The organism is Mesorhizobium sp. M2A.F.Ca.ET.042.01.1.1 (genome assembly GCF_003997405.1).
GTDB lineage: Bacteria > Pseudomonadota > Alphaproteobacteria > Rhizobiales > Rhizobiaceae > Mesorhizobium.
Genome location: NZ_RZRX01000158.1, coordinates 1 through 14,962 on the forward strand (window position 1 = coordinate 1; position 14,962 = coordinate 14,962).

11 protein-coding genes are annotated in these 14,962 nt (G+C 64.5%); 7 read left to right on the top strand and 4 right to left on the bottom strand.

Annotated features, from left to right (window positions below):
* Together EOA23_RS22190 and EOA23_RS22195 are read left to right on the top strand one after the other, a co-directional pair.
* A partial coding sequence (locus EOA23_RS22190) for a class I SAM-dependent methyltransferase (protein ID WP_145966456.1) occupies positions 1-540 on the top strand: 540 nt, incomplete at its 5' end.
* A gap of 61 nt (positions 541-601) precedes the next feature.
* Positions 602-1,036: a hypothetical protein gene (locus EOA23_RS22195; RefSeq protein ID WP_127305713.1), complete on the top strand. Its 435-nt coding sequence runs from the start codon at positions 602-604 to the stop codon at positions 1,034-1,036.
* 27 nt (positions 1,037-1,063) lie between these two features.
* On the opposite strand, the gene EOA23_RS22200 is transcribed toward EOA23_RS22195, so the two are convergent.
* A complete protein-coding gene (locus tag EOA23_RS22200) occupies positions 1,064-2,440 on the bottom strand; it encodes a TIGR03808 family TAT-translocated repetitive protein (RefSeq protein ID WP_127305714.1) in 1,377 nt (458 codons plus the stop codon).
* A 106-nt stretch (positions 2,441-2,546) separates the two neighbouring features.
* Between EOA23_RS22200 and greA the strand changes: the two genes are divergently transcribed.
* A complete protein-coding gene (gene greA / locus EOA23_RS22205; protein ID WP_127305715.1) occupies positions 2,547-3,029 on the top strand; it encodes a transcription elongation factor GreA in 483 nt (160 codons plus the stop codon).
* 323 nt (positions 3,030-3,352) lie between these two features.
* Here the strand turns inward: greA and EOA23_RS22210 are convergent, their stop codons facing one another.
* From EOA23_RS22210 to EOA23_RS22220, 3 genes are read right to left on the bottom strand one after another with little or no spacing between them, the layout of a single operon-like run.
* On the bottom strand, positions 3,353-3,595 hold the full coding sequence (locus tag EOA23_RS22210) for an AbrB/MazE/SpoVT family DNA-binding domain-containing protein (RefSeq protein WP_127305716.1): 243 nt from the start codon (positions 3,593-3,595) through the stop codon (positions 3,353-3,355).
* A 60-nt stretch (positions 3,596-3,655) separates the two neighbouring features.
* A complete protein-coding gene (gene scpA, locus EOA23_RS22215; RefSeq protein ID WP_127305717.1) occupies positions 3,656-5,779 on the bottom strand; it encodes a methylmalonyl-CoA mutase in 2,124 nt (707 codons plus the stop codon).
* The gene (locus EOA23_RS22220; RefSeq protein WP_127305718.1) at positions 5,776-7,218 is read right to left on the bottom strand and encodes a methylmalonyl-CoA mutase subunit beta; all 1,443 of its coding nucleotides are present in this window, start codon (positions 7,216-7,218) and stop codon (positions 5,776-5,778) included. Before EOA23_RS22220 ends, scpA begins: the two co-directional genes overlap by 4 nt.
* A gap of 637 nt (positions 7,219-7,855) precedes the next feature.
* On the opposite strand from EOA23_RS22220, the gene EOA23_RS22225 reads away from it, so the two are divergent.
* From EOA23_RS22225 to EOA23_RS22240, 4 genes are all read left to right on the top strand, one after another.
* The gene (locus EOA23_RS22225; protein WP_127305719.1) at positions 7,856-9,379 is read left to right on the top strand and encodes a helicase HerA-like C-terminal domain-containing protein; all 1,524 of its coding nucleotides are present in this window, start codon (positions 7,856-7,858) and stop codon (positions 9,377-9,379) included.
* 441 nt (positions 9,380-9,820) lie between these two features.
* On the top strand, positions 9,821-10,243 hold the full coding sequence (locus EOA23_RS22230; RefSeq protein WP_245474304.1) for an AraC family transcriptional regulator: 423 nt from the start codon (positions 9,821-9,823) through the stop codon (positions 10,241-10,243).
* A 98-nt stretch (positions 10,244-10,341) separates the two neighbouring features.
* Positions 10,342-10,893, top strand: coding sequence for a hypothetical protein (locus EOA23_RS22235; protein WP_127305721.1), 552 nt, complete (start codon positions 10,342-10,344; stop codon positions 10,891-10,893).
* The coding region (locus tag EOA23_RS22240; protein WP_127305722.1) for a YadA-like family protein at positions 10,890-14,962 on the top strand (4,073 nt) is incomplete at its 3' end. The genes EOA23_RS22235 and EOA23_RS22240, both read left to right, overlap by 4 nt.

Genomic DNA, 14,962 nt, shown 5'->3' on the forward strand with positions numbered 1-14,962 from the left:
ACCTGGCGCCAGGCAGATGCCTTGAAGCTGCCCTTCGACGACGCTGCCTTCGACCTCGTTTGTTGTCAGTTCGGCGCCATGTTCTTTCCCGATCGCGCCGCAGCCTATCGCGAGGCAAAGCGCGTCCTGAAGCCTGGCGGGCATTTCCTGTTCAGCGTCTGGGATCGCATCGAGGAGAATATCTTCGCCGACGACGTGACGAATGCGCTCGCCAGGATCTTTCCGCACGATCCGCCGCGCTTCCTGGCGCGCACGCCGCATGGTTATCACGACAAGGACTTGATCCGTAGCGATCTGGCCGCCGCCGGATTCTCCGATGTGGCGATCGATACGAGGGCCGAGCAGAGTCGGGCATCCTCGCCGCGCGTTCCCGCCGTCGCCTATTGTCAGGGAACCCTGCTTCGCAATGAGATCGATGCGAGGGAGGCTGGTAGCTTGGCGTCCGCGACCGACTATGCGGAAGCCGCGATCGCCGACAGACATGGCCGCGGCGCGGTGGCGGCCAAGATCCAGGCGCATTTTATCGTGGCTGTGGTCTAGCCCGCCTTGTTGCGTTTGGTTGGCATCTGTTCATAGTCGACCGAATGCCTTTGGCGATACATTGTGGTCGCTCAAATTTAACGCTCTGCTTTTAACGGGTTTCAGAGCTTTGCAAGCAAAGTCGGCTGCATATTGCTGCATATTCAAGACTTGGAACGGCACGGCGTATCGCCGAATTGCACTTGGGCTTCTATACGGACTTCTTTTTATAGGCTTGGCGCTTTTAGCCTATGCTGTGCGGGCAGCGCATTGGGTTGCCGACAATGCGGGTCTGAAAGCCATGCTTGCGTGTGTGTTGGTCTATATCGGTGTTATGTCCGGATTAGTCTGGGCCATTAACAAGATCAACAAGGCTTTTCCGACGCTGGATTTTCCGCCTTCGAGTACTCACTCCGACCATGCTTGGTTCGTGGATCAAGTGGCGGTCGATATCGTACCGGAGGTCGCTCACGATAAGTCGCCGCCAATAAAACGCGAGAAGCCGAGCGATCGTTGAAAACGACCCCGGCATCACCTGACTGTCCTAGCTCACCTTGTTGCGCTCGACGGTCAGATGCGCATAGCCGCTGTCGCTTGCCTTCGCGAGGTCCCCGGTCACCGGATCGGCCCAACGCTGGCCGATGATGGCGCCATTCTGCGCGCCGTCGATGACATTGTCCGAGATGACGGCCGTGCCGGACCCTTCGACGACCGAAACGACGATGCCGGTTCCGGCCTTGCGGATGATATTGCCGGTCGCCACGACATTGCGCAGATACGGCCCCCAGCCGAGCTGCATGCCATAGAGCGGCGCGTTCTCGACGACATTGCCGGAAACCGTGGTGTCGGCCTCGGCGCTGATGCCGACGCCGAAACCTGGCGGGTCGGCGGTGTATGGGCCGACCGTCGTCAGGTTGCGCACGATGTTGTTCGAGCAGACTGCCATGCGGCCGCCTTCGTTGAAATTGACGATCGAGATGCCGTTGGCGGCGCCGTCGACGAGGTTGTTGCTGAGGATGGCGCCTTCGAAGGAGAATTCCGAGTAGATCCCGGTCTCGCCCGAGCGCGAGCAGGTGTTGCCGGTGATCTGCAAATTGCTGGCGCTGTTGGCGCGGATCGCGCTGAAGGCGCAGTCGGAGACGAGGTTGCCGGAGATGATGACGTTGCCGGCGCGGAAGGCATTGATGCCGTTGCCGTTCTGGCCGGTGCCGCCGCTGCGCGCGCCGATCCTCTGGACGCGATTGCCGCTGACGATGGTGCCGTCCTCCGCCGCCTGCCAGCGATGCACGAGGATGCCGCCATTGGCGCAATCCGAAACGGTATTGCCGGAAATCTCCAGCCCGCCGGCCTCGACCGAATAGATGCCGGCATCCGCCGCGCCGGAAATATCGCAGCGGCCGATGCGGCCGACGGCATGCTCCAGCGCCAGCCCGTTCTTGCTGCTACCGGTCACCTGGCAATTGTCGATTGTCAGATGGGGGACGCGGCGCAGGTCGAGCAGACCTTGCGTGTAGTCGGCCAGCCAGCGGTTGCTGCCGTCGAAGACGAGGCCGGTAAGCTCGATATGCTCGGCCTGTTCCGCCATCATCAGATGGCCATTGCCGCCATAGACGATGCGGGTCGCGCCCGGCACACCCGACAGGCGCACGCGGGCAGGCAGCTTGAGGTTTGAGACGAGATAGGTGCCGGGCGGCAGGAACACCGGCTGGTCGCGGTCGCTGGCCTCGGCCAGCATCCTGGCGAAAGCCTTGCTCTGGTCGTCGACCGCGCCTGGCTGCACCCCGATCTCGGTGGCATCGATCGAGCCGCGCATCGCGGCCATCTCGATGCCGGGCAGCGACTTCGCCGATGCCTTGCCGGCAAAGACGCCGGCGACGGCGAAGCCGGCGGCCTGGGCAAGCAGCGTTCGTCTGTTCAACATCGGCACAGGTCCTGGCGTTTCGCCCTGTCTGTCGCAGGAATCGTGCCAGGATGGCCCTATCGGCAAACCGCTTGTGCAGTCGCCTCGCCAAGCCTAAGTTCATTGCATGAGCAGAGCTTTCACCCGCGAAGAAGACAGCGAAAACGCCATTGCCGGCGTCGGCGAACGTCCGGTCAGCACGCACCGCAATCTGGTGACGGAGCGCGGCCTTGCCATGATCGAAGACAATCTCGCCGACCTGCGTGATATGCTCGCCAAGGCCGAACGCAAGGGTGACCGCGAGCGCATCGCGGTGGTTTCCCGCGACCTGCGCTACTGGACGGCGCGGCGCGAGAATGCCGAACTTTCGGTGCCGGAACCCGGCAGCGACGTGGTGCGCTTCGGCATGGGCGTCACGCTGGAAGGCGACGACGGCAAGAAGGTGCACTGGCGCATCGTCGGCGAGGACGAGGCCGACCCGTCGAAGGGCTCGATTTCCCATGTCTCGCCGATGGCCGTGGCGCTGTTCGGCAAGAAGGTCGGCGATGTTGCCGCCGTCAACGGCAAGGAATGGGAGATCGTCAAGCTCTCGGACAAGGCTGAGAATTAATTCCCGTTGGTTGGTGTGCGTTGCAGGTCCCCTGCCTTGGCGATTGGCGGAGACGCCTATCGCGGTCGTCATCCACGGGCGGAGCAAGGAGCGAAGCGACGCGCGCAGACCCGAGGATCCATGCCGTGACCTTGAAGCGCCGCGGCGGTCCAGAATTCTGCACGGTTGCACACCTCGGTCCAGGTAACGGCATGGATTCCAGGGTCTGCGCGCGTCGCTTCGCTCCTTGCTCCGCCCTGGAATGACGAGGTTCAGAAGCCTCCAGCTCATCGCCAACGTTTGCGCCGACTACCGCAATCTTTCAAAATCACTGTGTCGAGGAACTAGTCGTTAGCCAACGTTGAAAGCTTGCGCAGTGCAGCCTCGTATCTGTCCATGACATCGCGAGCGGCGTTCATTTGCCGCTTGTAGCTGTCATGGCGGATTGGCCTTAGAATGAGGCCATCGTCGGTTTCGATGATCTGGAGCTCGTCACCGACCTGAAGGTCCAGGCTGTCAAGCATTTCGCGTGGCAGCAGCAAAGCTCCCGATCCGTCATCAAGCCCGTGGAGGGTCGTCTTGAACATCATCGCGCCATGGTTGTATCTATTTCCATAGAACAACCTTTCAGCCAAACCGGCAAGCCCTCACTGGTCCGCCAGCAACCGGTCCATCAGCCGGTTCGCCGCTTCCGGTATCACCGTTCCGGGCGGAAAAATCTCCGCAGCACCCGCCGCCAGCACCGCGTCATAGTCCTGCGGCGGGATGACGCCGCCGGCGACGATCAGCATGTCGGCATGGCCGAGCTTCTTCAGCGCTTCCTTAAGCTCGGGGATCAGCGTCAGGTGTCCGGCGGCCAAAGAAGAAGCGCCGATGATGTCGACGTCGTGCTGCACCGCGAGCTTGGCGATCTCGTCCGGCGTCTGGAACATCGGCCCGACGGTGACGTCGAAGCCGAGATCGGCAAAGGCGCTGGCGATCACCTTCTGGCCGCGGTCATGGCCGTCCTGGCCCATCTTGGCGACCAGGATGCGCGGCTTGCCGCCGGATTTCTTTTCGAACGCCTCGATCTTCTCCTGCAACCGGTCGAGTGCCGGGTTGTCGCCGAGCGCGTCGCGATAGACGCCTGAGATCGTCTGGACCGCAGCCGTATGCCTGCCGAACACTTTTTCCAGCGCCAGCGAAATCTCGCCGACGGTCGCGTTGGCGCGCGCCGCGCGGATCGCGAATTCGAGCAGGTTCTCGTCGCCCTCGGCGGCACGCGTCAGCGCCGCCAGGGCGTTTTCCAGGGCCGCCACATCGCGCGTGCCTTTGAGCCGCTGCAGCTTCGCCAATTGCCTGGCTTTCACCTCGGCATTGTCGATCTTCAAGACATCGACTTCGATATCCGTCTGCGGCCGGTGCGCGTTGACGCCGACCAGAATTTGCTCGCCGGAATCGATGCGCGCCTGGGTGCGGGCAGCCGCTTCCTCGATGCGCAGCTTCGGGATGCCCTTTTCGATCGCCGCCGCCATGCCGCCGAGGCCTTCCACCTCCTCGATATGGGCGAGCGCCCGCGCCGCAAGATCGTGCGTCAACCGCTCGACATAGGCCGAGCCGCCCCACGGATCGATCATGCGCGTGGTGCCGGATTCCTTCTGCAGGATGAGCTGCGTGTTGCGGGCGATCCGGGCCGAATGGTCGGTCGGCAGCGCCATCGCCTCGTCGAAGGAGTTGGTGTGCAGCGACTGGGTGTGCCCCTGCGTCGCGGCCATCGCCTCGATCATCGTGCGGGTGATGTTGTTGTAGGGGTCCTGCGCCGTCAGCGACCAGCCGGAAGTCTGGCAATGGGTGCGCAGCGACAGCGAGCGCTCGTCCTTCGGCGAAAAGTTCTTCTGCATCAGGCTTGACCAGAGTAGCCGCGCGGCCCTGAGCTTGGCGACCTCCATGAAGAAGTTCATGCCGATCGCCCAGAAGAAGGAAAGGCGCGGCGCGAAGCGGTCGATGTCGAGCCCGGCAGCGACGCCGGCGCGCGCATATTCGATGCCGTCGGCGATCGTGTAGGCCAGCTCAAGGTCGGCCGTCGCGCCGGCTTCCTGCATGTGGTAGCCGGAGATCGAGATCGAGTTGAACTTCGGCATGTGCCTGGAGGTGTAGGCGAAGATGTCCGACACGATCCGCATCGAGGGCTTCGGCGGGTAGATGTAGGTGTTGCGGACCATGAACTCCTTCAGAATGTCGTTCTGAATGGTTCCGGCGAGATCCTTCTGCGCGACGCCCTGTTCTTCGGCCGCGACGATGTACAAAGCCATGATCGGCAGCACGGCGCCGTTCATGGTCATCGACACGGTCATCTCGTTGAGCGGGATGCCGTCGAACAACTGCCGCATGTCGAGGATGGAATCGATCGCCACGCCCGCCATGCCGACATCGCCGGCGACGCGCGGATGGTCGCTGTCGTAGCCGCGATGCGTGGCAAGGTCGAAAGCCACCGACAGGCCTTTCTGGCCGGCGGCGAGATTTCGCCGGTAGAAGGCGTTGGATTCCTCTGCCGTCGAGAAGCCGGCATATTGCCGGATCGTCCAGGGTTGCTGGACATACATGGTGGGGTAGGGGCCACGCACGAAAGGCGGCAGGCCCGGATAGGTGTCGAGATTGGCAAGCCCCTTGAGGTCGCCTTGCGTGTAGAGGTGTTTCACGGCGATGCCTTCCGGCGTCATCCGTTGGCCCTTGAGCTCGACCGGCGCGCGACGCGGCGCCGACCAGCCGATCCGGCTGAAATCCGGGATCATGATCCGGCTCCGATCGACTGGTCGATGCGCACCGGAAACAGCGGCTCGCAGGTCGCGACGCCCTCCGTCAATGCCGGGCGCCGCTCCTGCGGCAGTGTCTCGACCGGGCGCTCCGTACCGACGCGGTAGAGCGTCGTGCCGACGATGCCGCGCTCGCCGGCCCGGTAGGCGCCGTTGCGCTTGGCCGCCGCCGTCTGCACGCGGTTCTGGATATAGCCCTGCTGCAGGCTGGCGAGCACGCCGCCCTCGGCTTCGATGCGCTGGAATTCTTCCCAGGCGGCAGCGCAGAGATCGTCGGTCAGCGCCTCGACCGCGCCCGAGCCGCTGGCGGGGTCGGCGACTTGGCCGAGATGGCTCTCCTCGGCCATGATCAGCTGCGCGTTACGGGCGATGCGGCGGGAAAAGCCCGCCGGCAGTCCATGCGCGATCGTGTGCGGCAGGATCGAGATCGAATCGGCGCCGCCGGTTGCCGCCGCGAAGGCTGCGATCGCCGTGCGCAATATGTTGGTCTCCGGGTCGGCCATCGTCATCATGCGGTAGGAGGTCTCGGCATGGATGCTGGCGGTCGAGGCCGGGATCGAGCAGGCTTCCTGGATGCGCGCCCACAGCTTGCGCAAAGCCCGCACCTTGGCCAGCGACAGGAACTGGTCCTGGTCGACGCTGAGCGCGAAGCCGATATGCGGTGCCGCATAGACCAGCGGCTGGCGCGCCTTCTCGAACATCCTGAGATAGGACACGACGGAGGCCATCATCGTGCCGAGCTCCTGCGCCTCGGTGGCGCCGGCATTGTGGAAGACGCGGCCGTCGGCCTCGAGCAGCACGCCCGGCACGCCCATCGAGAAGAAATGCGCCAGCGACTGCGGCATCGATTCCTGCAGCGCCTCGATCGAGGTGCGCAGCCGACCGGTGCCGGCGAAGATCGCCGCCGGGTCGATACCGAAGGAAAGGTTCAGCTTGGTCGGATCGGAGCGGCGTTTGCTCAGGAAGGCGAGCAGCCAGTCGGCCACGGCGCGGCTCCAGGGATGGGCGTCGATGCGCACCTGAACGCGGTTGAGCGGTACGCCGTCGAGCACCCGTTCCAACGCTTCCGCAGTGCGCGGCAGGCCATAGCCGAAGGCATTCGGCGCGCCCTCGAAGACAAGCGACAGGCCGGTGGCGCCTTGGGCGATGTCTTCCAGCGCTTGCGCGCTGGCCCGGGCGATGTCCGGGTCGTCGACGCGCTGGCTGACGATCCAGGGCGCCGCCGGGTTTGTGCGCGGCCATGGATCGGCGGCCGTCGCGCGCTGGCTGAGCGGCTCGATGCGGATGCCGTCATCGGAACGGGAAACGAGCTTTTCCTCGAAGGAACCGCCGGCAAGCGCCTTTTCCGCCAGTGCCTGCCAACGCTTGGCGTCCGGGTTCGGAAGGTCGACATCCCTGGTCATGGCGTCGGCGCCCATCGCTCTCCTCGCTTCTCGGCCGCATCAGCCGAGGTCCAGCCAATCTAAGGTCGGGAACCGGATATCACAATGTGTTATCCGCCCGGGTTCTCCCTCGGCTAGCCAATCGATTGCCAAACATGCGCAAAATCCGCAAGTTCCTCAACACAGTGATTTTGAAACATTGCAGGCTTGTCGGGCAGGCTATCAACGTCCGTCTGGGGTAAGTCAGCGCAACGCCGGCGATGAGCTGGAGGCTCCTGAACCTCGTCATTCTAGGGCGGAGCAAGGAGCGAAGCGACGCGCGCAGACCCTAGAATCCATTCCGTTACCGAGACCGAAGTGTGCAACGGTGCAGAATTCTGGACCATCGCGGCGCTTCCAAGTAACGGCATGGATCCTCGGGTCTGCGCGCGTCGCTTCGCTCCTTGCTCCGCCCGTGGATGACGACCGCAATAGGCGTCTCGGCCAATCGCCAAGGCCTGGGATCTGCCAACGCACACGAACCAACCGGTCAAAACTTCTGTGTTAAGGAACTAGCGCCAATGGCCAAATTCCGGGCCGCTCCCAAATCGAAACTGGCCATTGCCGCATGCGACGCGCGTTACTATACCTCCGGGTGAGGCCCTTTGAGCGGAACAGATTGCGGAGACCGGACATGGTTGACGAGACCAGCATCTTCATCGGCGCCAGCCGCAAGCCCGACGATTCCTATCAGCGCGCGGAAGAGCTCTTGCTGCGCTACGGCAACCGCCACGGCCTCGTCACAGGCGCCACCGGCACCGGCAAGACGGTCAGCCTGCAGATCCTGGCCGAGGGCTTTTCGAATGCCGGCGTGCCTGTCTTCTGCGCCGACATCAAGGGCGACCTTTCCGGCATATCCATGATGGGCGAGGCCAAGGATTTCCTGGTCAAGCGCGCCGAACAGGTGAAGCTCGATCCCTACCAGTTCCAGGAATTCCCGGTCATCTTCTGGGATCTGTTCGGCGAGCAGGGCCATCCGATCCGCGCCACCATCTCCGAGATGGGGCCGTTGCTGCTCTCGCGGCTGATGAATCTCACCGAGGCGCAGGAAGGTGTCATGAACATCGCCTTCCGCATCGCTGATGAAGAAGGCCTGCTGCTGCTCGATCTGAAGGATCTGCAGGCGCTGCTCGCCAACATGGCCGAGCGTGCCGACGAGCTCAGCGCGCGCTACGGCAATGTCACCAAGCCTTCCGTGGGCGCCATCCAGCGCACGCTCCTGGTGCTGGAACAGCAGGGTGCCGCGAATTTCTTCGGCGAGCCGGCGCTGCGCATCGCCGACATCATGCGCACCACGCGCGACGGCCGCGGCGCCATCAGCGTGCTTGCCGCCGACAAGCTGATGATGAATCCCAGGCTCTATGCCACCTTCCTGCTCTGGCTGATGTCGGAACTGTTCGAGGAATTGCCCGAGGTCGGCGATCTCGACCAGCCGAAGCTGGTCTTCTTCTTCGACGAGGCGCATCTTCTGTTCGAGGACGCGCCGAAGGTGCTCATCGACCGCGTCGAGCAGGTGGTGCGGCTGATCCGCTCCAAGGGCGTCGGCGTCTATTTCGTCACCCAGAACCCGCTCGACATTCCGGAGAAGGTGCTCGCCCAACTCGGCAACCGCGTCCAGCACGCGCTGCGCGCCTATACGCCGCGCGAGCAGCAGGCGGTGCGGACCGCGGCCGAGACCTTCCGGCCCAATCCCGACTTCGATTGCGCCACCGCCATCACCCAGCTCGCCACCGGCGAGGCGCTGGTCTCGATGCTGGAGGACAAGGGCGTGCCGGCCATGGTCCAGCGCACGCTGATCCGGCCGCCATCCTCGCGGCTCGGCCCGATCACGCCGGACGAGCGCCGCAAGATCATCGCCGAGAGCCCGGTCGCCGGCCAGTACGATCAGGTCGTCGATCGCGAATCGGCCTTCGAAATCCTGCAGAAGAAGACCAAGGAAGCGCAGGACGCCGAGGCGCAGGCACAGCAGCAGAACAGCGGCGGCTCGCGCTGGACCATTCCCGGCTTCGACGATGTGCTCGGAACCGGCAACCGGCGGTCGTCCAACCGCCAGACGGTGGCCGAAGCCGCCATCAAGTCGGTGGTGCGCTCGGTCGGCTCCTCCGTCGGCCGCGCCATCGTGCGCGGCATCCTGGGGAGCCTGGCAAGGGGGCGGTAGCGCTGGGCCAGACCGCCCCCTTTCTTGGCCTGCCAGGTCAAACCCGTGATCGTCCCGCCGCAGTATGGTCGCCGTCGCGGGGCGGTAGCTCCCGCATTCCAGCGGGTCGGTCTGACGATCGCCGCCCTAGGCGAATTTGCATGGCGCGCCGACGTCAGAGGCCGCCTTTGTTACCTCACGACGAAAAAACCTTACTTGAGAACAAGTGGATAGCAGCAGCGGTATCTAATGTTTTCGTGAGAGAAGGTTTTCCTCGCCGAACCGCAATTTCGTGAAATACCGCATGCCTCAAATCATGGCTTTTGCGTGGCTGCCGTCGGGTTGCAATCCGACGGCGTTCACCAACCATGCGCATGATCACGAATTGCTTTGCCTGGGGAACCGAAAACACGCGTTCAGGTTGAGCTAGGACTGGCGGGGGCCGGACGTCAGGAGGCCGAGTTGCGGCGCGACGATGATCTGCCAGCCCGATTTTCGGAGGTCGCTTCCGACAGGCGTCCGTTGCTGAACGCGAAAGGCGGGCTGTCGGCCCGGCATACTCACCAGATCCAGCAATTCCTGAAAGAGAACTTTTCGCGCAAGCTGTCGCTGGCGGAGATGGCGGCCGTATGCGACCTGTCTCCCTACCATTTCGTCCGCGCTTTTTCGAAGACGTTCGGTGTTTCGCCGTATCAATCCGTTCTGCTTCTTCGCCTGGACTTTGCCGAAAAGTTGCTCACCGACAGCCGAATGTCGATCACTGACATCGCCGATTTGAGCGGCTTTTCGAGCCAGAGCCACTTCACCACCATGATGAGGAAGTATCGCCATGTGACGCCTCAGCAGGTACGCACGAGGCAGCGCCGCTCTCGATCCGGGAATTAAGGTCGTCCTAATTTAGCGGTGATCAAGTTTAACTTTGGCTAATTAAAGTAGTTCATGAAGTAACACGCTGTTAACTAGGGATATTCTGCGTAATATTTTTGAACAAAACAGCAATATATTGGAATACCCGAGATCAAAAACATGGCCTCCTGAGGCAATTCGGGCAGACCCGGATTCTGATTTGGCTGCGGGGGCATATGAGCGACGATACGGCGATTCGCCGAAGCCTTTCCGAGGAGATCGGCTATTGGCTGGAGTCGGCTTCCAAGACGCTCGAGAAGCGCTATGGCAGCGGCGTTCCTCAGACCAAGCAAGACCTCCTGCTTGCACATTATCTCTATGGTCTCACCGCTGTGGCCCATGCCGGCGAGACTCCTGCCTCGCATCTGGCCGCCATGCGCTCCTACCTCGGCCGCCTTCTTCCGGAAGATCGGGTCGCCCGGGCGCTCCTGGCCGTGCCCGAAGAGGGGGACTCCTGGCTTGAAAACACGCTCGATCGCGTCGAGGCGATCGGGGAAAAGCAAGGCCATGCGCTGCTGGCCCAAGGCATCGATATCGTCATTCCATTTCCAAGCAGACACGCATCGGCGGCAGGGTCGGCGGAACCTGTCGTCGAGCGCGACCTACCAACGGAGGCACTCTCGCAATGAATCTCGGGCAAGGACGAACCACTGGCCGCTTCGCTGGAAACTGGGTTTCTGGCGCCATCGACAGCCGCCCGTTGCGCCGCCGCCTGATGGCAGCGCTGCGCAACGCGCATCGCGTGCTTGGCATGCGCCGTAAAGGTCTGGGGCTCGGGACGCTCGGCGCAGGCAGGACGCTGGTGGCAGCGCTGGGTGCGATCGCATTCGGGGGCATCGCCACACCGGCTCTGGCGCAGTATGCCGCCGGCGGCGGAACCGCGACAGGCGGCAACGCCGTCGCCATCGGTAACGGTGCTAAAGCGAATAACCCGAACAGCGTGGCATTGGGCACCTCCAATAACGCAACGGGCGATGCTTCGATCGCCATCGGCTATTCGATGGGTGTCAATGGCCTCAACGCCATAGGCATGGGTGTCTTCGCGAACGCGACCGGCGTCAATGCCCTCGCCGTGGGCGGGAACGCCCGCGCACTGGCGGACGGGGCTTCGGCCTTTGGTGTCAATACCACCGCAAGCGCGGCGAACGCCGTCGCCCTCGGCTCGACGGCCACCGCTTCAGGCTCCGGGTCCTTTGCTGGGGGCCTTAGCGCCGACGCCAATGCTATCAATGCGGTCGCCTTGGGCGCTAACGCGTCTGCGAGCCAGGCAAACTCCCTTGCTTTGGGCGAGTCCTCCACTGCCAGTGGCGTGAACAGCACCTCCATAGGCGGCGGCTCGGTCTCCAGCGGGACTCAGGCGATCGCTTTGGGCATCAACGCAAACGGTGGAGCTGATAACGCAACTGCAATCGGAACAGCGGCCCAGGCCACTGCCATCTATGCTTTCGCTGCGGGCTACCAGGCCAACGCGGCCGGTCCCGCAGCGGTCGCTATCGGCAATTTGGCTCGCGCGACAGGAAACACCGCGCTCGCGCTCGGCGGCCAGGCGCTGGCCAGCGGCGACGGCACGGTTGCCGTCGGACAGGGCGCCGGCGCCGGCTCAACCACCGCCAATACGAATTCCCTTGCGGTGGGCATCGCTGCCGGCACGCTCGTGAGCGGCGCCCAGAACAGCGCGATCGGCGGCGGCATCGCCAGCGTGATGCGGGGCGCCGGCTCCGGCGTCACCGGAGCGCGCAACGTTGCATTCGGTACCGGCGACGGCTCCGTGGCCTATGACGCCACGCTGAAGGCCTCCGCAGGCAGCTTGGTGACGGGTAACGACAATATCGCGATCGGCACCAACGCCGGCATTGGCGTCACCAACAACGCGACCACGTCGATCGGCTACAATGCCGCGGCGACAGGGACCAACACCGTCGCCATCGGTCCCCAGGCCAAGGCAATGGCGATAAACTCGGCCGCGCTTGGCAACGTCGCCACGGCTTCTGGCCAGTTCGCGTTGGCCTTGGGCAATTCGGCCACGTCGAGCGGAACAGGCTCGGTCGCCGCGGGTTCGGGTGCGCAGGCCACAGGCGTCTCCGCCACGGCGCTCGGCAACAACGCCACGGCGACCGCCGCCAATGCAACCGCGCTGGGGCTGGGCGCGACGGCCAGCGCCACAAGTGCGATCGCGGTCGGCACGAGCGCCAAGGCCGATTCGGCCGAAGCGGTCGCCATGGGCAACAATGCGGTTGCCACCGGCGGCAAGGCCGTCTCCATCGGCTCCGGCAATACTGCTTACGGCGACGGCGCTGTCTCGATCGGCGATCCGAGCTATGCCAGCGGCACCGGCGCCTTCACCGGCGGCGCCAACAACATCGCCAACAGCGACGGCACGGCAACCGCCACCGCCGCCAACATGGCGGCCGGCGCCGTGGCCATCGGCAACAACAACAAGGCGATCGGGCAGGGCTCGGTGGCGCTGGGCAACGGCTCGACCGCGGGTGCGGCCGGCTTCACCGGCAATGTCGCGCTGGGCAATGGCGCCACCGCAACGGCAAGCTCCGGCGATGTGGCGCTCGGCTCGGGCTCGGTCACCCAGACGGCTGTCGGCACGGGCAGCGCGACCATCGGCGGCACGACTTACACCTTCGCCGGAACGACGCCGACCTCGACGGTCAGCATCGGCGCACCGGGCGCGGAGCGGACCCTGACCAATCTCGCGGCAGGGCGCCTCGACGGCGGCTCGACCGACGCGGTGAACGGCTCGCAGCTCTTCGCGACCAACCAGAAGGTGACGCAGAACACCACCGACATCGCCAATCTCAGCTCGTCACTGACCAACATCAACACCGGCGGTGGCATCAAGTATTTCCACGCCAATTCGACGCTGCCGGATTCCCAGGCGCTCGGGACGGATTCCGTCGCCGTCGGCCCCAATGCGGTGGCCAACAACGCCGGCGACGTGGCGATCGGCCTGAATTCCGCATCCGGCACCACGACGGCGGTTGGCGGCACGACGATCGGCGGCGTCGCCTACACCTTCGCCGGAACCACGCCGGCCGGTGCCTTCTCGGTGGGCTCGGTGGGTGCCGAGCGCCAGATCCAGAACGTCGCGGCTGGACAGTTGAGCGGCTCCTCGACCGATGCGGTCAACGGCTCGCAGCTCTTCGCGACGAACCAGCAGGTGACGCAGAACACCACCGATATCGCCACCAATCCCGCCGACATCACCAACCTCGGCAATGCCATCACCAACATCGCCGGCGACACCTCGACCGCCTATACCGATGCCAATGGCGAAGGTATCCGCTATGTGCGCACCAACGACACGACGCTTCCGGTCACCGATGCCTTCGCGCAAGGGCTAGGCTCCTCGGCGCTCGGCTACCAGGCGACTGCTTCCGCCGCCAATTCGCTGGCGCTCGGCCGCGGCACCACGGTCTCCATCACCGACGGCGTGGCGCTCGGCTCCGGCTCGGTTTCGGACCGCGCGGTGGCGCCGGCATCGGGATCGATCCTCTCCGGCACCGGCCTCATCCCCTACAACACCACCGACCTGACGCTCCTCGGCGCCGTGTCTGTGGGTAACTCGACATCCTATCGCCAGATCACCAACGTGGCCGACGGCACGCTGGATCAGGACGCCGTCACGCTTCGCCAGTTGAAGGGCGCGCTGAGCTCCTTCGCGGTGACGGGATCCATGTACTTCCACGCCAATTCGACTGCCGCGGATTCGCTTGCCGTCGGCACCGATTCGGTCGCGATCGGTCCGCGCACCACCGTCAACGGCGACAACGGCATCGGCATGGGCAACGGCGCTATCGTCCAGCAGACCGCGCCTGGCGGCATCGCGATCGGCCAGAATTCCACCGTCAACCAGGCCGACAGTGTCGCGCTCGGCACCAACGCGACCACCAACGGCGCCCAGGCCGTGGCCCTGGGCGCCGGCGCCACGGCCAACGAGCCGGGCAGCGTCGCGCTCGGCGCGGGCTCGACGACCGCGGCCGCGGTCGCAACCACGGGCACGACGATCAACGGCGTCGCCTACACCTTCGCCGGCACCACGCCGACGAGCACGGTAAGCGTCGGCAGCGTCGGCAACGAGCGCACCGTCACCAACGTGGCCGCTGGCCGGATCAGCCAGACTTCGACTGACGCAATCAACGGCAGCCAGCTTTACGCGACCAATCAGGCCGTCGAGGCCATGCAGGGGAGCGTCGGCGATCTGAACGAGTTCGCGATCCAGTACGACAAGAACACCGACGGTTCGAAGTCGAATTCGGTGACGCTGGTCGGCGGCGACGTGAATGCGCCGGTCGTCATCCACAATGTCGGCGCCGGTACCGCCAACACCGATGCGGTCAACGTGCAGCAGCTCAATCTTGGGCTGGCGACCACGCTCGACAACTCCAAGACCTACACCAACCAGGTGGCGGCCACCACGCTGCAGCAGGCCAATGCCTACACCGACTCCAAGCTCAGCCAGCTCAACATGGACATGAGAGAGGCTCGCGGCGAGGCGCGCCAGGCTGCCGCGATCGGCCTCGCAGCCGCATCGCTGCGCTATGACGACCGTCCGGGCAAGCTCAGCGTTGCGGCCGGCGGCGGCTATTGGCGCGGCGAGGGGGCCGTGGCGTTCGGCGCTGGCTACACCAGCGAGGACGGGCGCGCCCGCGCCAACCTGTCCGGGACGACGGCGGGCGGGCATTGGGG